Raw genomic sequence first — 20,835 nt, 5'->3', positions numbered from 1 at the left:
AGGATTGCATGAATTAATAAGTGTTATTGTTCCCATATATAATGTGGAAAAATGGTTAGCTAGATGTATTGAAAGTGTTTTAAAACAGCCTTTCGTCAATATTGAATTAGTTCTAGTCAATGATGGTTCAACAGATAAATGTGGTGAAATATGTGAAGGATATTTAGAAAAGGATAATAGAATTAAAGTAATCTATAAAGAAAATGGAGGGGTGAGTAGCGCAAGGAATGCAGGGATCGAGGCTGCTACAGGGAAGTATATAGTGTTTATAGATCCCGATGATGAGGTAAGCGAAAACTATTTTACTAGGTTATATGGTATTGCGGAAGATAAAAAGTGTGATGCTGTAATATGCGGATACAAAACTGTTCCAAATAATAATAGTATTATTCCTAACTTCAAATTAGATACTGTTATGAACGGGAGAGATTTTGTACTGAGCTCTCCGAATGTTCATTCCAAGAATGATCTATGCTTTGCATGGAGGTATATATACAATTTAAGCATTATAAAAGAAAAAAACATCAGATTTAATGAACAAGTGTTTATTGGAGAAGATGTTATTTTTAATTTAGAGTTTTTATTGCACTCAAAAAGGGTATGTGCAATCTCAGAAGTTCTTTATTTTTATACTATTAATAATCCAAATAGCTTAATGAGGGTTCCGTATAAACCAAATTTAGAGAACAGTTTAGTTTTACAATATCAAATGAGAAGACAACTTTCACAAGAATTTGGTTTACTGCACGATAAGCAATTTAAAAAAGATATGGATAATTATTATATAAATCACATATATAGACTGTTGGTTAATAATTTAAAAAGCGATCCTAATGTGGATGTTAATAATGCTTTTCGTAGAATAGTGAATTATGAAATGTTCTCAGATAGTGTAAAAGGAATTGGTTTTTCATATCGATGCAATAACTTTAAGGAGTATATATATTATTTAGCAATAAAGTTTAAAGTGTACCATTTAATAGTTGCAGCATATAAAAGAGAAATCAGGTAATACTCTTGGGTTGAAAGTGTTTTCATGCTTTCTGAAGTGGGAGGAAAAATGAGAGTTAAAAATTCAATAATTAATATATCAGCCGGTATAGGTAGTCAAGTTATTATTACGTTACTAAGTTTTGCTTCCAGAACCATATTTATTACTTATTTAGGTGTTGAGTATCTGGGGGTAAATGGATTATTTACTAATATATTAGGAATGTTATCTTTAGCTGAAGCAGGAATAGGATCTGCTATCATATATAATCTATATAAACCAGTGGCAGAAAATAATCAGGATAGAATCAATATGCTTATGAATTTTTATAGAAAGGCATATATGGCAATAGCTTTAATAGTATTGTTACTAGGATTACTTTTGTTACCTTTTCTTGGATATATCGCTAAAGATGCAAAGGTAGACAATATTCATTTTATTTATATTATATTTTTAATTAATACAGCTTCATCTTATCTATTTTCTTATAAAACCTCATTTTTAAATGTTTGTCAAAAGGGATATATTGTTACAGGGATTTATTCTATCTCATCTATTATATCTACTTGCATTAAAATAGGAATTTTATACTTTACGCATAGTTATATTTTATATCTAATAATCGATATTATTATAACAATCAGTACCTCTGCGTTCTTGGCTATATTGGTAGATAAGATGTACCCATTTTTAAAAAATAAAGCAGCAAGCAAATTAGATAGTGAAACCAAAAGTAATATTGTTAAAAATGTAAAGGCTTTAGTGCTACATAATATAGGCGGATATATTGTCTTTGGTACTGATAACATGTTAATTGCGTCTTTTGTCAGTGTTACAGCTGTTGGATTGTATTCAAATTATTATATGTTAATTAACATTTGTAGAACCTTTATAAATCAAATCTTTGATAATATAAATCATAGTGTAGGGAATTTGGTTGCAAAAGAAAGCGATGAAAAAATTTATAGCATATTTAAGATTACTATGCTTTGTAATTTTTGGATATACTCATTTTTTTCCATATTTTTATATATTATAATGCAACCCTTTATTACTTTATGGATTGGTTCGAAATTTATTATGGATATAAGTGTATTAATTATATTAATGATAAATTTTTATGTATCAGGAATGAGACGTTCTATATCTATGGTCAAAACAACATCAGGGATTTTTCATGAAGATAGGTATGCGCCCTTTTTAGAGGCTGCCGTGAATCTGGTGGCTTCTATTGTCTTGGTGCAATATATGGGCATAACAGGTGTTTTTATTGGAACACTTATAAGTACACTAGTGGTTCCATTTTGGATTGCTCCTTATTTAGTATATAAGAAAGTATTCCGTAAACCGGTTAGAGATTATTTTTTAAAATATACTTACTATGTGATGATAGGGCTAGGAGCTTGTGTTATCACAAGTTTAATATGTGGTCTTATTCCGTATAATGGATTACTAGAATTAATATTAAGAGGGATGATTTGTTTAATAATTCCAAATGCTATTTATGTATTTGTTTTTTATAAGACAGATGAATTTAAGTATTTATTTGGAGTTGTTAAAAGTATAATTGGAAACCTGAGGGTGAAAATTCAGTCACACAAAAAGGGCACTTTTTAATTTGAAATCTACATTTCTATAATCCCGTTACTGACCCAATCCATCGAGCACCAGCGCCTAATGAATTGACACAAAATTATAATGCTTAAAGTAAGAGCAAGTAAATAAAAGGAAAGTATTAAGAATCTTTTAGAAATGAAACACCACTATGTTCTGTTGAATATGGTGGTGTTCTTATTACTGAGTATTTTAATTAAGTATTTTGCATGACATGTCCTTAAATAAAAAAGTAAATCAATTCGTTATTTTTCAACTATGAATGGGGCTGCTTTTTATGAAGATAGAAGTTTTAGGCAGTTATGGAGTAGAGGTTAATACATAAACCAAATTAGGAGTATGATTATATATGAAAAGACTTTTCGATTTGTTCGTTTCTTTGTCATTATTGGTGTTTCTTTTACCTCTTATTATAATAGTGGCTGTTTTAGTTAGAATTAAGTTGGGTTCCCCTATCATATTTAAGCAGCAACGCCCGGGATTGCATGGTGTCCCTTTTTTTCTTTATAAGTTTAGAACTATGACTGACGAGAAGGATAGTGAGGGGAATGCGTTGCCCGATGATGTAAGGTTTACCCGTTTCGGAGGGTTTCTGAGAAAATATAGTTTAGATGAATTGCCACAGTTGTTTAATGTTATAAAAGGGGACTTAAGTTTGGTAGGTCCAAGACCATTATTGATGGAGTATTTGGAACTATATACAGAAGAGCAGGCCAAGCGGCATAATGTCAGACCAGGGATTACGGGATGGGCCCAAGTAAATGGCAGAAACGCGATTTCTTGGGAGGAAAAATTTGATTTTGATGTATGGTATGCAAAAAAACGGACTTTTTGGCTTGATATGAAAATTTTGTTGTTAACGGTAAAGAAAGTATTTAAGTCAGAAGGAATCAATCAGGTTGGGCATGTAACTGTGGAAAAATTTAATGGTACAAAGAATTCTTGAGGAGGTGAGATGGATGCGAATAATTATGATTGGGGCAGGTGGTCATAGTAAAGTAATCCGAGATATTATCCTATCGTATGGAAATTATGAAATCATTGCGCAATTAGATGATGTGTATAAAGAGTTAAAAATTGAGGATGGTGTCTATTTTGGACCTATTTCTGCAGCTGTAAAGTTAATGGATGAGCATGTAGATACAAAGTTCGTGATAGCTATAGGGAATAACAGAACAAGAAAGATAATTATGGAGCAGTTAGAGATTCCCAGTCATCGCTATGCGACGCTTATACATAAACAATCTATTGTTAGTTTAAGTGCAAAGATTGGAACTGGTACGGTTATTATGCCAGGTGCAATTGTTAATGCAGATGTTGAAATTGGGAATCACGTTATTGTCAATTCAGGCGCCATTATTGAACATGATAATAAGATAAATGATTTTGCACATATTTCCCCAAATGCAGCGCTTACAGGATCCGTTACTGTAGGAATAGGAGTACATATAGGAGCAGGAGTTAATGTGATTCCAAATATTACAATTGGCGATTGGTCCGTTATCGGTGCCGGAGCAACAGTGATCCGTGACATTGTAGCGAATTGTAAGGCAGTTGGTATTCCAGCTAGAGTAATAAAAAAAGAATTATAGGAGAGTGTTTAAAGTGGTATACTCACAGGAAAAAACAAGAATCTATCTCTCCGCTCCACATATGAGCGGTAATGAACAAAAATATATAGGGGAAGCATTTGATATGAATTGGATTGCTCCACTTGGTCCAAATGTAGATGCGTTTGAAAGTGAACTTTCATCCCATGTTGGAGTTCTTGATGCGGCTGCAGTTAGTTCAGGAACCTCTGCTATCCATTTGGCACTTCGCTTACTGGATGTAAAAGATGGAGATACGGTGTTTTGTTCAAGCCTTACTTTTATAGCGAGCGCAAATCCAATTTTATATTTAGGGGCTAAACCAGTATTTATTGATTCTGAGCTTGAAACGTGGAATATGTCGCCACAAGCTTTAGAACGTGCATTACGTGATGCAAATGAGAAAGGAATACTTCCGAAAGCTGTCATTGTTGTGAATCTATATGGACAAAGCGCTAAAATGGATGAGATTCTTTCGTTATGTAATACATATAATGTTCCAGTAGTAGAAGATGCAGCGGAATCACTTGGTTCTTCCTACAAAGGTAAAGCGAGTGGGACATTCGGGAAATTCGGTGTTTATTCATTCAATGGCAATAAAATCATTACAACCTCAGGTGGAGGTATGCTTGTTTCGGATGATGTCGAAGCATTGAGAAAAGCAAGATTTTTAGCTACTCAAGCAAGAGATCCGGCTCCACACTACCAACATAGTGAGGTTGGATATAATTATCGTATGAGTAATATTTTAGCAGGTGTAGGTAGAGCACAGCTGCAGGTCTTACAAGAGAGAGTACATGCAAGAAGACGAATATTCGATAGATATTATCAAGAATTATCTCATATTCCAGGGATACAGTTTATGCCTGAGTTAGAGGATACTTATTCAAACCGGTGGCTTACAGTTCTTACTGTAGATGAAGAAAAAACAGGAGTACCGATTCAGGCATTACTGAAACAACTGGAAAATGAAAACATTGAGGCGCGTCCTGTTTGGAAGCCTCTTCATATGCAACCTTTATTTGAAGATGTAATGTATTATCCGCATAGTGAGAGTGAGGATGTTTCTAGAAAATTATTTGAAACAGGCGTATGCCTTCCGTCTGGATCAGGTATGACAGAAAAAGATCAGACAAGAGTTATTACATGTATTAAGAATATATTGATGGTAAGTGCTGGCATGTAAAGATAAAAAATAGAAACAGCTTTAATTAAGAAAGGTGTTAATGAACTAGGAGGATTTAATATCTCATTCAGTGCTGTTTTTGTGAAATCTCATTTTACTGAAAAAAATTTTCTTTGAATGAAAGTCACGGCAATCCCTATAAAGAGTGAAATAGTAAGCGTACATAATCTTATGGTAAATGCGGATGGTATTTTTTATTAGTGGTAAACGCATATTATATCATCCCCTTTGTGAAAATGGTATAAATATAAAAAGGTTATTCTCCTGTTTCGATTAAAGAAGCAGGAGAATAAAGTAATAGAGAACATAACACGTGAAAAATCAACTTTAATTAGTGGGTTAATAATAAATTATATAAAATATCATAGCACAGAAATTTTTAAAATATAAAAAGATGAAAATTCTCCTGTTTATTTGTAAGATATAACGTTTATCCTGCTATTTATGAGTATTAAGAGCACTACCTTAAGATTTTAGGGAAACTAAGAAAATAGATGGAATGTTCGTAAAAGCTCGATTGGTGAGATTAATAGTCGGTAGGGATGTAAAGCCTCCTACCGATTTTACTGTATTATTTGTTTTTACAGTTACTAAAAAAGATATATAAATATTCATTTTTTTAAGTATATAGATGCTTGACAATGCAATAGTGAAATGGTAATCTGAGTTTATATTCTTTATAAAGAATATAAACGTTTTATTGATATATTAAATTCAAGGATTTTTATTCATATAAAATTCAGATGGTAATATCTTGGTTCGAATTAAGAGAATCACACCTTTGTTCATTTTTTGAGAAAATCAAAATGCAAGGGTTTACAATAGGATAGGTAGCCTGAAGGTTTGAATACTTCAACTGAAAAAAGATTTAAGGCTATAAAATCAGGTTTTAAAATCTGTTATGCGTAAACGAGGTAGTTTGAGGAAAGAGTTTTCTGGTATATTAATAATATTTTTTTGATATATCTGGTAATTTGCTTATCCATCGGGTTTTCCCTTAATTGTCTCGTAGTGGGAGGAAAAAAATGAGTGCAATAACCGGAATTTATCATTTAAATGGAGAACCGATACCGCCTGAACATAGGATTGGAATCATGAAGGATTTATCTCGTTATCCAGGTGACAATACCGATATATGGCACAAGGAAAATATTTTTTTGGGCTCCCATGCAAAATGGATAACATCTGAATCTATTAATGAACAATTACCTTACTATGATTATGAAACACAGTTGGTTATAACTGCTGATGCTATTATTGATAATCGCAATGAATTATTCGATAGATTGCAAGTAGAAAAGGTACATAGAAGAGAGATGCCTGATAGTAAGTTGATTTTACTCGCTTATCAAAAGTGGGGAGAGCATGTACCAAAGTATCTAATTGGTGATTTTGCTTTCATGATTTGGGATGAGAGAAAGCAATTGCTCTTTGGGGCACGTGATTTTTCAGGAAGTCGGACTTTTTACTTTTACCGCAATCAAAATCAATTTGCTTTTTGTACTAGCATACAACCGCTGTTTTCTTTACCGTACGTAGGGAAGGAATTGAATGAGCAATGGTTAGCTGAATATTTAGCGATACCTAATATGCTTGATACAATAGATGCATTTTCAACAGTGCATAAAAATATAGAGCAAGTCCCGCCTTCTCATACTATCTCCGTAGTTAAGGGAAGAGTTAGTATTGCGAAATACGACACGTTATTTGTAGAGGAGCAGTTGCAACTCAAATCAAATGAAGATTATGAAGAGGCGTTCAGGGACGTATTTGAAAGCGCAGTAACATCAAGGTTACGTACTCATCGTAATGTTGGTTCTCATTTAAGTGGGGGATTAGATTCAGGAGCTGTTGCTAGCTTTGCTGCGAGAGCGCTGCAAAAAGAGAACAAAAAATTATATACATTCAGCTCAGTACCTGCGGAAGGGTTTACTGATTGGACTCGTGGTCATACGATTGCTGATGAAAAGCCATTTATTCAAACTACAGTACAACATGTAGGGAATATTAAAGGGAATTATTTGAATTTTCCGGGAGAAAATTCTTTCTCAGAAATTGATGATTGGCTTGAGATTATGGAGATGCCATATAAATTTTTCGAAAATTCCGTCTGGGTGAAAGGAATTTATGAAAAAGCCCAACAACAAGGGATTGGGGTGCTCTTAAATGGAGCGAGAGGAAATTTCACAATCTCTTGGGGGCCAGCTTTAGATTATTATGCGATTTTACTTAAAAAGTTCAGCTGGTTGCAGCTTTATCGTGAAATTGATTTGTATGGTAAGAACGTTGGGGTCAAAAAATCGAGAATACTGAAAGTTGTAGGGGAGAAAGCATTTCCATCGATAAAAAACATGTTTTCCTCAGAACAGCAATACGAACTGCCAACGTTAGTTAGTCCAGAACTTGCAAAACGTACTGATGTATTTAGAAAGCTTGAAGAACATGGTGTGAAAGTAACAGGGGCCTCTATCCCAAATATATATGAAATAAGGCAGAAACATTTTGAACAGCTAAACTTGTGGAATACAACGGGTACAAGTGGAACAAAGCTCTCCTTGCGTTATGGTTTACAAGGGCATGATCCAACGAATGACTTACGGGTAATTCGATTCTGTTTATCGTTACCACTCGAACAATTTGTTCAAAATGGCTTAAATCGTGCACTTGTCCGGAGGTCCACAAAAGGATTTCTTCCTGACAAAGTAAGATTAAATCAGCGTGTGCGGGGAATACAGGCAGCCGATGTGGTTCATCGCATGATTCCTTCATGGAAAATGTTTATCGAGGAACTTCAGCAGCTTAGTAAAGACCCAGTGGCCTCTAACTTTTTTAATATGGAGATTATTAAGAGCGCGATTTTGAAAGTTCAAGGAGAACCACGAGTAGAATACGTGTTTGATCCAGATTTTAGAATTTTAATGCGTAGTCTTATTGTCTATCGATTTATCAAAAAATATATTTGAAAGGGGGTGAAATTATGAAACAAGAATGGCAATCACCAGTATTAGAAGTACTTGATATCAACATGACAATGGCTGGACCTGGAAAAAGACTTGTTGACCAAGTTTTTGAAGATGAGGATGAGCAAGGCGCTCTTCACCACAGCTAATGCACTAATATTTAAATGAGATTTATATGCTTTACAGCCCTTATATAGTTTAATTACGGTATAAGGGTTTTTTTTAATCAATTTTTCAACTATTTGGAGTGAGAAAGATGATACATACTGTAAAGAAAGAGATTTACAAAGCCTTCGGATTAGCCCTATTAAGTGAGATTCCCCTGCCGGAATTGCCTCAAGTAAGTAATTACGAAAATGAAGTAGACGTAAAAATAGAAACTGCAGATTTGTCCCAATTATGGGGAGAGTTATCTTCTCCGAAGTCAGTGTTTGTAGTTGAAGAAGAATTAATTATGTTTCAAATCCCCGAAACTGCTACGTTTTGTATTAAAAATGGAGAAAAAATCATTGTTTCACCTATGAAAGGGTCTGATCAAGATAAGATTCGGCTTTATATTCTTGGGACTTGTATGGGGGCATTGTTGATGCAGAGAAAAATACTCCCTCTGCATGGAAGTGTAATAGCCATCAATGGAAAGGCGTATGCTTTTGTAGGAAGATCAGGAGCTGGAAAATCAACTCTTGCATCAGCCCTTTTAAGCAAAGGCTATAAGCTTTTAAGTGATGATGTAATTGCTGTGTCTCTTTCTGAGGATAATACTCCTTTTGTTACACCATCTTACCCACAACAAAAGTTATGGAAAGAGAGTCTTGATCAGTTTGGAATGGAGACAGCGCATTATCAGCCATTATTTGAAAGGGAAACTAAATATGCTGTCCCCGTTACAGCTAACTTTTTCGAGGAACCATTACCATTGGCAGGTGTATTCGAATTAGTGAAAGTAGAAAATGGGGATGTTGAACTTCAGCAGATTGAAGGACTGGAGAGACTACGCACATTGCTGCGTCATACATATAGGAATTCATTAATCCCACGATTGGGGATGATGGAATGGCATTTTATGCATTCTACAAATATCGTAAACAAAATAGATATGTTTCAATTGAGACGTCCTATTTCAAAGTTTACGGCACATGATTTAGTATCCAAAATTCTAGAGTCTTTAAAAGAGGAGGAAAAATAATGAGTAGTAAACAAACAATTTCATTACACAGTTTTGTTGTACAAGGTCAGGAAAATGTAGTGAGCGATATGGATGGGGAGAAAGTGATGATGAGCATCCATAATGGGAAATACTATAACTTAGGAGGTATAGGTGGTGAAATTTGGAGTTTAATTAATGAATTAATATCTGTCAATCAAGTGATTGATATATTATTGTCTCGATATATGATTGAAGAGGCAGAATGTAAGGAACAAGTACTCTCTTTCTTAAATCATTTGTATGCAGAAGGGTTAATCTCGGTTGATGAAAAACTTTGATTTTTAATTGAACGTTCCAGATTTAATAGATTAGGAGTAGGATCGATGAATATCATAAATAAAGCCAAAGCTTTCTTGTCGTTCGATATGGGAACAAAATTATTACTTATAGAAGCTTTCTTTTATTTAGGCTGGGCTCGTATTCTTAAAAGTATACCGTTTTCTAAAGCTGCTCCTATATTAGGAATTCATATGGCAGAAACGTCTTTAAGCTATGATGAATCGGAAAAGATTACGTTAAGGGAAATTTCTCAAGCAGTGCATATGATGAGCCGTTATACATTTTGGGAAAGCCAGTGTCTCGTTAAAGCTATCGCTGCAATGAAAATGTTGGAGAAGCGTCAAATTGAAAGTACCCTTTACTTAGGGACCGCGAAAGATGAGACAGGAAATATGATTGCCCATGCGTGGTTACGTAGCGGGCCCTTTTATATTACTGGCGTAGAAGAAATGAAGAGATTTACCGTTGTTGGTAAATTTGCAAAAAGGATAGGGTAAAAAAATCTTGAAGGAGAATGAGATGTATACCGGTTGTAATCTTGATTTGAGTCATTTACCTAAAGAACTAAAATTGTTACTTGAAATTATAAAGAAGGAAGATAAAGAGATACAAGAAATCCCGGGAGACTGGTTCATAAATATTGATTGGAACAAATTTTTGAAACTGGCGCTGCATCATCGTATGTACGCGTTCATTTATCCAAAAATGAAATCTATTGATAAACAGTTAGTTCCATCAAATGTTGTGCAAGTATTAAGTACATATTTTAAAAGGAATACATTCCATATGCTTCATTTAAGTGGAGAAATGGGAAAAGTAAGTAAATTATTTGCTGAAAACCAACTTCAACTTTTATTTTTGAAGGGCCCTATTCTTGGCGCAGACCTATATGGAGATGTTTCTCTTCGAACATCAGGGGATCTGGATGCCCTTGTTCCTATAGATGATCTTGGAAAAGTGAACGAATTACTTGTAAAGAATGGTTATGTCAAAGAGGATGATTTTCCGACGGTTATGAATGAATGGAAGTGGAGACGCCACCATACAACTTACATGCATCCGATAAGTAAGGTGAAATTGGAGATTCATTGGCGACTACACCCAGGACCGGGAAAGGAACCACGCTTCGATGAGTTATGGGGGCGAAAGAGGACTAGTCCTGTCACAAATTATCCTGTCTATTTTTTAGGTAGAGAGGATTTGTTTATGTTTCTTGTGACCCATGGGACTAGACATGGTTGGTCCAGGCTTCGATGGTTAACGGACATTGACCGTATGGTAAGGCAAGAAATAGATTGGGAAGAACTCGCTGTTATGTTGGAAAGATATGGATGTGAACAACTGGTAGGTCAGGCGCTTATTTTATCTTCTGAGCTTTTAGATACTCTTATAATAGCGGAAGAGGCAAAAGTATTAATGTCAGGGAGAAGGGTAACGCAATTAGCGCAGCTTGCTATATATTACTTGGAAAATATGATTAACTTGCATACAGATCCTGTCCCAGAAGAAGTTTCAAAATATCATGAGCGATATTTATATTTGTTAAAGACAAGCTCTCAAAAGCTACTGTTTCATCTTAGTTGGTTGTATCCTTATCCTCAGGATGTGGAAACTTTACCACTGCCAAAACAACTGCATGTTTTATATTTCCCTTTGCGACCGGTTTTATGGATTTGGAGGGAAATGAGGTACCGTAAGGAGAAGTGAAAATGAGAAATATTTTATATTTTACAAAGCGGTTATACTCTTTTACTGGAAACATTCTCATTGTTAATCTCATGGGAATGGTATTGGTCAGTCTTGTAGAAGGAATCGGCATTTTATTATTAATTCCTATGATAAGTATTAGCGGTATTGCGAAGATGAATGAACAGACAAGCCCTCTTTCAGGGGTTCTTGGATTCCTAGGTGAGATTCCAACTACTTTAGGATTACCACTTGTATTAGGAATATATATTATATTGGTCGTGGGACAAGCGCTTTTGCAAAGGAATATAACAGTTCGTAATGCGAAAATCCAGATACGTTTTATTAATCATTTGAGATTGGAAACTTATCGTGGATTGTTGCAGGCCAACTGGAGTTTTTTTGTGAAAAAGAGAAAATCAGATCTTATCAATTCTTTGACAACGGAATTAGGGCGTGTTAGCGCAGGCACTAATTTATTTTTACAGTTGCTCACTTCTTTAATGTTTACATTTATACAGATTGGTTTCGCTTTTTGGTTAGCGGCAGATATAACAATTTTTGTACTATGTTGCGCTGTGGTACTTGCCTTTCTTTCACGAAGATTTATTAAAAAATCAAAAAGATTAGGTGGTCGAACCTCAGAGAATTCAAAAGCGTATCTTGCAGGTATAACTGATCATTTTAATGGAATTAAGGATATTAAGAGTAATACACTAGAACGATCTCGTTATATGTGGTTACGTAATTGGGTAGAAGATGTGGAACGTGAACAGTTTGCATATATTAAGGTGAGAAATAATTCTCAACTCTTTTATAAAATTGCATCAGCTGTTTTCATTGCTATTCTTATCTTTCTATCTGTTCAGCTGTTTCAGACGAAAACGGAGCAATTATTATTAATTATTCTTATATTTTCTCGTTTGTGGCCACGATTTGCAGGTATACAATCAAACATGGAACAAATTGCAGCGAATCTTCCCGCTTTTAAAGATTTGCTGCAATTACAGGAAGAGTGTAAGAAAAGTATAGAATTGCAAGATATAGAGCAGGATAATGATTGTATAAATCCTATGCAGATAGAACAATCTATTGAGTGTCAAAATATCTCTTTCCGCTACAATAAAGAAAATGCCGTGTACTCACTTAAAGATATTAATTTGCGTATTCCTGCAAATTGTATGACAGCTATCTCAGGACGTTCCGGTGCTGGAAAGAGTACATTAATTGATATCATAATGGGACTTATGCAGCCGGAGAGCGGTCAGTTATTAATAGATAACAAACCGTTGACAAGTAAGGACCTATTATCATTGAGGAAATCTATTAGCTATGTTCCTCAAGATCCATTTCTATTCAATGCCAGTATAAGAGACAATTTGAGAATGGTTGAACCAAATGCAAGTGAGGAGCAGCTTTGGGAAGCTTTGGAATTTTCTGCTTCCGCTGAGTTTGTTAGTAGGCTCTCGCACGGATTGGATACACTGATTGGCGATAGGGGAGTCAAACTTTCAGGGGGAGAACGACAACGTCTTGTTCTGGCTAGAGCAATACTTCGAAAGCCTTCTATTTTAGTATTAGATGAGGCAACAAGTGCATTAGATGCTGAAAATGAAGCGAAAATACAAGAAGCATTGGAAAGATTGAAAGGAAGCATGACAATTATTGTCATTGCACATAGACTATCTACTATACGTAAAGCTGACCAAGTAATTGTAATGGATCAAGGACAAATTATTCAACACGGTAGTTTCACACAACTGGCAAAAGATGAAAGTGGTTTATTTAGTAGTCTACTTGGACAACAGGCTAAGGTAAACATTTAAATATGACTAGTCACAATTATTTTTTATAAATTTAAGGAATACACTGCCTTTATTTCTTTCGGGCCGGTAACACAATTTGATTATTTATGGTTTGGGGGATAATTGGTATTTGTGTACTGGTCTTTTTATGGAAATATGAGCTTAATTTAATTGTGTGACCAGTAAAAAAATTAGAAATACTTTGTGTGTCTTATTAATATACCATCTATATACATGTGTAAATATTCGTGTTATAATTTAACATGGAACCTGATTTTATTTATACCATATAACAAAAAGCAGCGAGGCCCCTTGTCTTTAGGACTAGAGGTCTCGCTGCTTTTTGTATATAAAGGTTTATTAGTGTAGTTGTGATAATATATTTTGAAGAACCCTGTAGACATTTTTATGGTCAGTGATTAATGAGAGGTAGTGCCTAATGAATTGTTGGTATTTTGAATTGCTACTAATTTTATATAAGTAATTAAGAAGGGAAACGATTTGAGGAGATGAAAGAGAGATAGTGAAGAATATTATATAAGTATTTCTTTTTATTTCATTTGAATTTTTCTCTCAAATACTCCGGAATGCCTTATTTAACAGATAAACAAGGGAAAGCAACAATTTCTTATTAGTTATACTCTATTTTTATGTATCGTTAAATAGATTTAGAAGAGTTTATATGTAATATTGGATATTTATATAAAATATAAATGTATCTTTTGTGATGATATTTTATAGGGTTTTTATTAAAGGCTAATCCACGAAGATTTATTTTTTTATAAAGCATGGTGTTCTGGATTGCGAATCTTAATTTCTAGATATGTTATTTAAGATAATATAAGAAAAATGAAGAAATTTGTAGAAATTTGTAGAAAATTAAGGGGATAATGGTAAAAAGGAGTAAATATTAAATTTTTCTTTCTTATTTTTGTCCTTTATAATGAGCTATGAATACGACATACGAGGGAAATAATGTATATTTCCTCTCCCTAACTTTGATATACACCTTTTTCCAACCTCCGTGTTAATTGCTATTATTTTGTTATGCCGATTAGCGAAGGGAAAAGGGTGTATCTTTTTTGTATGAATAGTCCTAATAGATATTTTGGGTAGAAAGCATTTCTTGTTTTTCGTGACAAAAACAATGGAGAATGGGATAATAAGGACAGTGCGTTGGTGGTATGACCAATTTGGTATATAAGGAGAGAATGATATGCTAGATATTCAACAGATTAAAGAAATTATTCCACATCGTTATCCATTTCTACTAGTCGATCAAATTTTAGAAGTAGAAGAAGGAAAGCGTGCGGTTGGGATTAAAAATGTAACGGCAAATGAGGAATACTTTAATGGACACTTTCCAGATTATCCTGTGATGCCAGGTGTTCTAATTGTAGAAGCATTAGCGCAGGTGGGTGCTGTTGCGGTACTGAAGAAGGAAGAAAATCGCGGTCGCCTTGCATTCTTTGCTGGCATTGATAACTGCCGCTTCAAACGTCAAGTTCGCCCAGGTGATCAACTTCGCCTAGAAGTCGAAATGACACGTGTCCGTGGACCGATTGGAAAAGGAAAAGCAGTAGCAACTGTAAATGGTGAAATCGCTTGTGAAGCTGAAATCACATTTGCAATTGGTGATAAGAAAGAATAAAGATTTGTTAACATAACTTTACGTTGGAAGATGAATGAAGAGAGTATGGTCATTCATCTTTTTTATTGTTATTGAAGCGAATTATGAAGAAATGGACGAAAGGTAAGAGGATTTGTCGATAGGTAAGTTCTCTTACTTTTAAACAAACGTTTGATTAAAAAAATAGGGGACTTTCGAAAAAAAGTTTATCAACTAAAGTCTGAAAAAAGATATCGAAAGATTAAGAAAAAACAAAATAAAAATCAACAATGGTAAGATTTTTATAAATAAGATAGTATAAATACACAGATCAATCAATGGTATATTCACTAGTAATACTAATAATCCCCATATATCGACAGTACATAGCAAATGAAAATCTATACATTAAAAACTGTGTCGAAATTCGTCAGATTCGGTAGTATAGTATTTGTCAATTTCTCCAACAATTTTCTCAACCATTCTTGCTATACTAATGTAAGTTCTGTAATATGTTAAATAGTTATTTATTACTAAACAACTTTAGGGCTAGATACCAGATTTTTGTGGTCATCCTAAAACCTGACAATTTATTTATTTTCAGAAGTTTTTATAACAAATTATTGAAAGTTGGAGGAAGGCATGGAAGAAACAATAAGTTTGAAAGAGTTATTTGCTATTTTAAGGAAACGATTAGTTATGATCCTTGTAATTACGATTGGTGCAGCACTTGTAAGTGCGATCGTAAGTTTCTACTTTATAACGCCGATTTATCAGAATTCGACGCAAATTCTTGTTAATCAAAAGAAGCAAGAAGGTGTTTTTCAACCTGGTGAAGTACAAACAAGTCTTCAATTAACAAATACATATAAAGTTATTGTGAAAAGCCCAGTTATTTTAGATCAAGTGAAAGAAAAGTTAAGGCTTAACATGTCAACTGGGGCTTTAAATAGCAAAATTAACGTTGCAAACGAGAAAGATTCACAAGTGATCGCTGTTACTGTACAAGATAAAGATGCAAAGCTAGCTCGTGATATCGCAAACACAACAGCGGAAGTATTCAAGAGTGAAATTGCAAAAATCATGAGTGTTGATAACGTAACAATCTTATCAAAAGCAGAAGTAACAGAAGGACAGTCACCAATTAAACCAAATAAGATGCTGAACGTAGCAATTGCATTTGTTGTTGGATTAATGGCTTCTGTTGGAATTGCATTCTTACTAGAGTACTTAGATAACACGATGAAAAAAGAAGAAGATATTGAAAAACAACTTGGTGTACCAGTTCTTGGCGTCGTTTCTCATATGGAGGAAGATGGCACAAAGAGCGGTAGTTTATCAGCAACGAAGAGAGTAGGGGGTCATACAATTGGTTCTTAAGAAAAAAATATTACGTGCTCGCCGTCAGCTGATTGCATATGAACAACCAAAATCATCTGTGTCAGAGCAATACCGAAATATACGAACAAATATTGAATTTGCATCTGTTGATAAGAAGATTCGTTCTCTTATCGTAACATCTGCGAATCAAAGTGAAGGAAAGACAACAACGGCTGCTAATATTGCAATTGTTTTCGCACAACAAGGTAAGAAAGTATTACTTATCGATGCAGACTTACGTAAACCAGCATTACATCAAATGATGCAAGTGGAGAATATATTTGGCTTAACAAGTGTATTAACACGTAGTAAAACACTAGAAACATGTGTGACACAAACGAAAATCGGTAATTTAACATTTTTACCATGTGGTCCAATCCCACCAAATCCAGCGGAATTACTGGGTGCAAGCTCGATGAAAGATTTACTTTCAGAAGCTTATGGCACGTATGACCTTGTCATTTTTGATTCATCACCAATCTTACCAGTTACAGATGCACAAATTATGGCAAATCAATGTGATGCTTCTGTACTTGTTATTCGAAGTGGTGCAACAGAAAAAGAGGCGGCACTTAAAGCAAAACAATCATTAGATAGCGCAAAAGGTAAATTACTTGGCGTTGTCTTAAATGATAAAGAACAAAATGGATCCGAATATTACTATTACGGTTCTAACTAAATGTAAAAGAAGGAAAGGTGAACATTCATCTTTTCTTCTTGTATTCAGTATGTGAAGAATATGTGGAGAGGGGATGAAATAGAATGATTGATTTACATTGTCATATCTTGCCTAATGTCGATGACGGAGCACAATCAATCGAAGACAGCATTGCAATGGCAAAGGCAGCATGCGAAGAAGGAATTCATACAATCGTTGCTACTCCTCATCACCAAAATGGGGTTTATATGAATCTAGCAGAAAGCATTCTTCATCAGGTAAAGCAGTTAAATGAAAGATTAAAAGAAGAGGATATCAATTTAACCATTTTACCTGGTCAAGAAATCAGGTTGTACGGAGAGTTATTAGACGACTATGATTTGGGGTGTATTGTAACATTGAATTGTATGGATAAATATATATTAATTGAATTTCCAACAAACCATGTCCCGCGCTATGCAGAAAAAATGTTATATGAATTACGTGTGAAAGGGATCACGCCGGTTATTGTTCATCCAGAACGGAATATGGAAATTATTGAACGCCCCGATGTGTTGTATAAGCTCGTCAATCAAGGGGCACTAACACAAATTACCGCAGGAAGCGTCACAGGGAAGTTCGGAAAGAAAATCAAGAAGTTTTCATTGCAACTTATTGAGCATCATTTAACACATGTCATATCATCAGATGCTCATAACACAACGACGCGCTCCTTTCACTTGCAAGCTGCGTATGAAACAGTAGAGAAAACATTTGGGAGTTCTACATTGTACTACTTCAAGGAAAATACATATGAACTAATAAATGGGAAAACGATTTATCGAGAAGAGCCCGAGAAAATAAGACAAAGAAAAATATTCGGTCTCTTTTAAAGAGAAAACCACTTGGTGATGCCTCCTAACCGTTATCAATGGGGGCACTCGGTCGTGCTGTGGGTAGAGTAAATTTCTACCTTAGACGCGTTTGTTGTCAAAAGCATGGTGTGAGGCTGGGTTAGATGCCCATAATTTATTTATGATAGAAACTCTACCTATGGAGTTATAAATATGACTCTATAGGTAGGTTTTTTTCATTATTGCTATATACATATATATATAAATGTTTGGGGGTACTGATTTGAAAAAAGTAAGGAAGGCAATTATTCCAGCTGCTGGACTGGGAACAAGATTTTTACCAGCGACGAAAGCGATGCCGAAAGAAATGTTACCTATCGTTGATAAACCGACGATTCAGTACATTGTAGAAGAAGCAATTGAATCTGGCATTGAAGATATTATTATTGTAACTGGAAAAGGAAAACGTGCAATTGAAGATCATTTTGATCATTCTTTTGAACTGGAACAAAACCTTTTAGAAAAAGGTAAATATGAAATGCTTGAAAAAGTACAAGCATCTTCAAAGATTAATATTCATTACATAAGACAAAAACAACCAAAAGGATTAGGTCACGCAGTATGGTGTGCTCGTAAATTTATTGGGAATGAGCCATTTGCAGTATTACTTGGTGATGATATCGTACAAGCTGATACGCCATGTTTACGTCAGTTGATGAATGAGTACGAGGCAACACATTCGTCTGTAATTGGTGTGCAAACAGTACCGGAAAATGAAACGCATCGTTATGGAATTATTGATCCAATCACGCAAAATGGTCGTCAATATCAGGTGCGCCGATTTGTTGAAAAACCAGCACAGGGAACAGCACCATCTAATTTAGCAATTATGGGGCGTTACGTATTAACACCGGAAATCTTCATGTTCCTTGAAGACCAACAAACAGGTGCAGGTGGAGAAATTCAATTAACAGATGCGATTCAACGTTTAAATGAAATTCAACATGTGTTTGCATATGATTTTGAAGGTACTCGATATGATGTTGGGGAAAAATTTGGATTTATTAAAACAACGATTGAGATGGCACTTCAAAACGAAGAATTGAAATTAGACTTGATGAAGTATATAAAAGAACTTGTAAAAAAAGAAGAGGTACATTCATAAGAGAATGTCCTTTTTTATTATCAATAAGATGCGAATTATATAAAGAAGGGAACAGGTATATTGAGTTATCGAAAACGGCTCTCATTATTAATTTTATTAGATTCATTTATTGTATTAACCACCGTATATTTAAGTTATTGGTTCATACATCCGAATGTATTAAACAAAATCCCTGCGACAGTAATTATTAGCTCTATTACATTATTGTGTAGTCATCATATTTTTGCGGCTATTTATAAGCTTTATAACAAGGCGTGGGAATATGCAAGTGTTGGAGAATTAATACAAATATTTAAAGCAATTACACTTTCTATTATTGTAACAGCAATTGTTCAACAAATTATAAATCATGATATTTATGTTCGAATTTTAGCAATCGCATGGATGTTACACTTACTATTAATTGGTGGTTCTCGCTTTGTATGGCGTATGTTCCGTGATACGTATATTACTAAATCTACTGATAAAAAACGAACATTGATTATTGGTGCCGGTTCAGCGGGAACAATGGTAGTTCGTCAATTACAACATAATAAAGAAGCAGATTTATATCCAATTGCGTTTGTTGATGATGATAGAAATAAACAAAAATTGGAGATTTATAACGTACCAGTTATCGGGACAACAAGTCATGTTCAAGAAATTGTAGAAGACAAAGATATAGAACATATTATTATCGCAATTCCTTCATTAAATAGAAATCAAATAAACGAGATTTTTGAGAAGTGTAGAAAAACGAAGGCGAAAACGCAAATTGTACCAATGCTTGAAGATCTTTTAGATGGAAAAGTTTCTGTTAACGAATTCCGAGATGTACAAGTGGAAGATTTATTAGGAAGAGAGCCAATCCAATTAGATGATGCAGGAATTGGAGAAAAAATTGCTGGTAACACAATTTTAGTAACTGGTGCTGGTGGATCAATCGGATCAGAAATTTGCCGTCAAGTAATGAAGTATAAACCAGCAAAAATTGTACTTTTAGGACATGGTGAAAACAGCATTTATAATATTGAAATGGAAATGAGAGCTACCTATAAAGATACAGTTGAAATTACGACAGAAATTGCTGATGTACAAGATCGTCATAAAATCTTTGAAATAATGAAAAAGCATCAACCATATATCGTGTATCATGCAGCGGCACATAAGCACGTACCTTTAATGGAACGTAATCCTGAAGAGGCTGTGAAAAATAACATCTTTGGTACGAAAAATGTAGCTGAAGCTGCAGATACGTTTAAAGTAAATACGTTTGTTATGGTCTCTACAGATAAAGCTGTAAATCCTACGAATGTAATGGGGGCTACAAAACGATTTGCAGAAATGCTTGTACAACATTTAGCAGCAGTGAGTACAAATACAAGATTTGTTGCAGTTAGATTCGGTAATGTTCTTGGAAGTAGAGGAAGTGTAATCCCATTATTTAAGAAACAAATTCAAAAAGGTGGACCTGTAACAGTTACTCACCCTGATATGATTCGTTACTTTATGACAATACCGGAAGCTTCAAGATTAGTTATTCAGGCTGGAACACTAGCTAGAGGTGGAGAATTGTTCGTACTAGATATGGGAGACCCAGTAAAGATTGTTGATTTAGCTAAAAATTTAATTACTCTTTCAGGGTATTCAATTGAGGAAATTGGAATTGAATTTACTGGATTAAGACCAGGTGAAAAAATGTATGAAGAGTTATTAAATGAAGGCGAAATTCATCCGGAGCAAATATTCCCTAAGATTCATATAGGAAAAGCTGTTTTAATGGATCAAGAGGTTTTAAGACAGTTTATGAATGATTTTGAAGAAATCAGTAAAGAGGAAATAAGAGAACGATTATTAGAAATTGCCAATAATAAAGTTAATTTTAAACATTAAT

At 34.3% G+C, this 20,835-nt stretch carries 18 protein-coding genes; all 18 read left to right on the top strand.

Annotated features, from left to right (window positions below; translation table 11 throughout):
• Positions 1-4 precede the first annotated feature (4 nt).
• The 18 genes from BWGOE10_RS26180 (at position 5) to BWGOE10_RS26100 (ending at position 20,834) form a co-directional block, all read left to right on the top strand.
• On the top strand, positions 5-1,012 hold the full coding sequence (locus tag BWGOE10_RS26180) for a glycosyltransferase (RefSeq protein ID WP_070146103.1): 1,008 nt from the start codon (positions 5-7) through the stop codon (positions 1,010-1,012).
• A 48-nt stretch (positions 1,013-1,060) separates the two neighbouring features.
• Positions 1,061-2,608: a lipopolysaccharide biosynthesis protein gene (locus tag BWGOE10_RS26175; RefSeq protein ID WP_001264123.1), complete on the top strand. Its 1,548-nt coding sequence runs from the start codon at positions 1,061-1,063 to the stop codon at positions 2,606-2,608.
• Between the two features lie 346 nt (positions 2,609-2,954).
• On the top strand, positions 2,955-3,551 hold the full coding sequence (locus tag BWGOE10_RS26170; protein ID WP_070146104.1) for a sugar transferase: 597 nt from the start codon (positions 2,955-2,957) through the stop codon (positions 3,549-3,551).
• A gap of 13 nt (positions 3,552-3,564) precedes the next feature.
• Entirely contained in the window at positions 3,565-4,197 is a 633-nt protein-coding gene (locus BWGOE10_RS26165) for an acetyltransferase (protein WP_070146105.1), read from the top strand.
• A gap of 13 nt (positions 4,198-4,210) precedes the next feature.
• A complete protein-coding gene (locus BWGOE10_RS26160; RefSeq protein WP_016127649.1) occupies positions 4,211-5,380 on the top strand; it encodes a DegT/DnrJ/EryC1/StrS family aminotransferase in 1,170 nt (389 codons plus the stop codon).
• A gap of 1,025 nt (positions 5,381-6,405) precedes the next feature.
• Positions 6,406-8,343, top strand: coding sequence for a lasso peptide isopeptide bond-forming cyclase (locus BWGOE10_RS26155; RefSeq protein WP_070168313.1), 1,938 nt, complete (start codon positions 6,406-6,408; stop codon positions 8,341-8,343).
• A 14-nt stretch (positions 8,344-8,357) separates the two neighbouring features.
• The gene (locus tag BWGOE10_RS32455; protein ID WP_000808480.1) at positions 8,358-8,489 is read left to right on the top strand and encodes a paeninodin family lasso peptide; all 132 of its coding nucleotides are present in this window, start codon (positions 8,358-8,360) and stop codon (positions 8,487-8,489) included.
• A gap of 107 nt (positions 8,490-8,596) precedes the next feature.
• Positions 8,597-9,526 (top strand): aldolase, encoded by a 930-nt coding sequence (locus BWGOE10_RS26150; protein ID WP_070145560.1) that lies wholly within the window; start codon positions 8,597-8,599, stop codon positions 9,524-9,526.
• A complete protein-coding gene (locus tag BWGOE10_RS26145; protein WP_000095761.1) occupies positions 9,526-9,825 on the top strand; it encodes a lasso peptide biosynthesis PqqD family chaperone in 300 nt (99 codons plus the stop codon). Before BWGOE10_RS26150 ends, BWGOE10_RS26145 begins: the two co-directional genes overlap by 1 nt.
• A gap of 45 nt (positions 9,826-9,870) precedes the next feature.
• Positions 9,871-10,323 (top strand): lasso peptide biosynthesis B2 protein, encoded by a 453-nt coding sequence (locus tag BWGOE10_RS26140; RefSeq protein ID WP_016130929.1) that lies wholly within the window; start codon positions 9,871-9,873, stop codon positions 10,321-10,323.
• Between the two features lie 22 nt (positions 10,324-10,345).
• Entirely contained in the window at positions 10,346-11,533 is a 1,188-nt protein-coding gene (locus BWGOE10_RS26135; RefSeq protein ID WP_070145559.1) for a nucleotidyltransferase family protein, read from the top strand.
• 2 nt (positions 11,534-11,535) lie between these two features.
• Positions 11,536-13,338: an ABC transporter ATP-binding protein gene (locus BWGOE10_RS26130; RefSeq protein WP_070145558.1), complete on the top strand. Its 1,803-nt coding sequence runs from the start codon at positions 11,536-11,538 to the stop codon at positions 13,336-13,338.
• A gap of 1,195 nt (positions 13,339-14,533) precedes the next feature.
• Positions 14,534-14,968 carry a 3-hydroxyacyl-ACP dehydratase FabZ gene (gene fabZ, locus BWGOE10_RS26125; protein ID WP_002184592.1) on the top strand — a complete coding sequence of 145 codons (435 nt, stop codon included), beginning with the start codon at positions 14,534-14,536 and terminating at the stop codon, positions 14,966-14,968.
• A gap of 600 nt (positions 14,969-15,568) precedes the next feature.
• Complete coding sequence (locus tag BWGOE10_RS26120) at positions 15,569-16,306, top strand: YveK family protein (RefSeq protein WP_070145557.1); 738 nt, start codon at positions 15,569-15,571, stop codon at positions 16,304-16,306.
• Positions 16,296-16,985: a CpsD/CapB family tyrosine-protein kinase gene (locus BWGOE10_RS26115; protein WP_002191242.1), complete on the top strand. Its 690-nt coding sequence runs from the start codon at positions 16,296-16,298 to the stop codon at positions 16,983-16,985. The genes BWGOE10_RS26120 and BWGOE10_RS26115 overlap by 11 nt, the downstream gene beginning before the upstream one ends.
• An 83-nt stretch (positions 16,986-17,068) precedes the next feature.
• On the top strand, positions 17,069-17,836 hold the full coding sequence (locus BWGOE10_RS26110; protein WP_070145556.1) for a tyrosine-protein phosphatase: 768 nt from the start codon (positions 17,069-17,071) through the stop codon (positions 17,834-17,836).
• Positions 17,837-18,080: 244 nt separating this feature from the next.
• The gene (gene galU, locus BWGOE10_RS26105; protein WP_070145555.1) at positions 18,081-18,962 is read left to right on the top strand and encodes a UTP--glucose-1-phosphate uridylyltransferase GalU; all 882 of its coding nucleotides are present in this window, start codon (positions 18,081-18,083) and stop codon (positions 18,960-18,962) included.
• A gap of 60 nt (positions 18,963-19,022) precedes the next feature.
• Positions 19,023-20,834 carry a polysaccharide biosynthesis protein gene (locus BWGOE10_RS26100; RefSeq protein ID WP_070145554.1) on the top strand — a complete coding sequence of 604 codons (1,812 nt, stop codon included), beginning with the start codon at positions 19,023-19,025 and terminating at the stop codon, positions 20,832-20,834.
• Position 20,835: the final 1 nt, after the last annotated feature.

It is taken from the genome of Bacillus mycoides, assembly GCF_001757995.1.
Taxonomy (GTDB): domain Bacteria; phylum Bacillota; class Bacilli; order Bacillales; family Bacillaceae_G; genus Bacillus_A; species Bacillus_A mycoides_B.
Note: the sequence above shows the minus strand (reverse complement) of the source record. Positions and strands in the feature narration are given on the sequence as shown.

Coding starts and splice junctions, on each gene's coding strand:
- BWGOE10_RS26175 (WP_001264123.1), top strand. CDS start 1,061: ATGAGAGTTAAAAATTCAATAATTAATATATCAGCCGGTATAGGTAGT.
- BWGOE10_RS26110 (WP_070145556.1), top strand. CDS start 17,069: ATGATTGATTTACATTGTCATATCTTGCCTAATGTCGATGACGGAGCA.
- fabZ (WP_002184592.1), top strand. CDS start 14,534: ATGCTAGATATTCAACAGATTAAAGAAATTATTCCACATCGTTATCCA.
- BWGOE10_RS26130 (WP_070145558.1), top strand. CDS start 11,536: ATGAGAAATATTTTATATTTTACAAAGCGGTTATACTCTTTTACTGGA.
- BWGOE10_RS32455 (WP_000808480.1), top strand. CDS start 8,358: ATGAAACAAGAATGGCAATCACCAGTATTAGAAGTACTTGATATCAAC.
- BWGOE10_RS26120 (WP_070145557.1), top strand. CDS start 15,569: ATGGAAGAAACAATAAGTTTGAAAGAGTTATTTGCTATTTTAAGGAAA.
- BWGOE10_RS26170 (WP_070146104.1), top strand. CDS start 2,955: ATGAAAAGACTTTTCGATTTGTTCGTTTCTTTGTCATTATTGGTGTTT.
- BWGOE10_RS26155 (WP_070168313.1), top strand. CDS start 6,406: ATGAGTGCAATAACCGGAATTTATCATTTAAATGGAGAACCGATACCG.
- BWGOE10_RS26150 (WP_070145560.1), top strand. CDS start 8,597: ATGATACATACTGTAAAGAAAGAGATTTACAAAGCCTTCGGATTAGCC.
- BWGOE10_RS26140 (WP_016130929.1), top strand. CDS start 9,871: ATGAATATCATAAATAAAGCCAAAGCTTTCTTGTCGTTCGATATGGGA.
- BWGOE10_RS26135 (WP_070145559.1), top strand. CDS start 10,346: ATGTATACCGGTTGTAATCTTGATTTGAGTCATTTACCTAAAGAACTA.
- BWGOE10_RS26165 (WP_070146105.1), top strand. CDS start 3,565: ATGCGAATAATTATGATTGGGGCAGGTGGTCATAGTAAAGTAATCCGA.
- BWGOE10_RS26145 (WP_000095761.1), top strand. CDS start 9,526: ATGAGTAGTAAACAAACAATTTCATTACACAGTTTTGTTGTACAAGGT.